This is a genomic window from Microbacterium sp. Bi128, assembly GCF_918698205.1.
In genome coordinates this window covers 1-1,028 of the sequence record NZ_CAKKMM010001679.1, presented here as the reverse complement: position 1 = coordinate 1,028, position 1,028 = coordinate 1, and the positions used below count along the sequence as shown (strand labels likewise).

The following is a 1,028-nucleotide window of genomic DNA, read 5'->3' as shown; positions in this document are numbered from 1 at the left end:
GGACGTCCGCCAGCAGCACCACGGGCATCTGCCACACTTCGTCATCCAGTCCGGCCGCGGTCAGCTCGGCGCGGGCGATCGCGTCGGCCTTGCGGAGCAGGTCCAGGCGTTCCTTGGTGACATCGCCAACAATCCGGATGCCGAGGCCCGGGCCGGGGAACGGCTGGCGTCCGACGATTTCCTGCGGCAGGCCGAGCTGGGCACCGACCGCGCGGACCTCGTCCTTGAACAGGGCGCGCAGTGGTTCAACCAGTTCAAACTGCAGGTCCTCGGGGAGCCCGCCCACGTTGTGGTGGCTCTTGATGTTGGCCGCACCCTCGCCGCCGCCGGATTCGACGACGTCGGGGTACAGGGTGCCCTGGACGAGGAACTTGATCTTCTCCCCGTGCGCCGCTGCCTCGGCAATGATCGCCAGTTCGGCTTCCTCGAAGGCGCGGATGAATTCGCGGCCGATGATCTTGCGTTTGGTCTCGGGATCGCTGACGCCGGCAAGGGCGCTTAGGAAGCGCTCCTGCTCGTTGGCGACGTAGAGCTTGACGCCGGTGGCGGCCACGAAGTCGCGTTCGACCTGTTCGGCTTCGCCCTCGCGCAACAGCCCGTGGTCCACGAAGACGCAGGTCAGCTGGTCGCCGACGGCGCGCTGTACCAGGGCGGCGGCCACAGCCGAGTCGACGCCGCCGGAGAGGCCGCAGATGACCCTGGCGTCGCCGATCTGGTCACGGATCCGCTGGACCTGCTCTTCCAGAATGTTGCCGGTGGTCCAGTTCGGTTCCAGCCCGGCGCCCTTGAAGAGGAAGTTTTCCAGGACCTGCTGGCCGTAGGCGGAGTGCTTGACTTCGGGGTGCCACTGGACGCCGTAGAGGCGCTTGTCCTCATTGGCGAAGGCCGCGACGTCGGCGCCCGCCGTCGTCGCCAGGACCTCAAAGCCCTCGGGGGCTTCGTGGACGGAGTCGCCGTGGCTCATCCAGGTGCTCTGGTGCTGGGGCATGCCGGCCAGGATGGAACGGCCCTCGCCGAGGGTGGTGGTC

At 67.9% G+C, this 1,028-nt stretch carries 1 protein-coding gene; it reads right to left on the bottom strand.

Annotation, left to right across the window (positions count from 1 at the left end; translation table 11 throughout):
* Window positions 1-1,028, bottom strand: a 1,028-nt coding sequence (guaA, locus tag LQV45_RS35460; protein ID WP_230012744.1) for a glutamine-hydrolyzing GMP synthase, incomplete at both ends; no start/stop codon positions are given.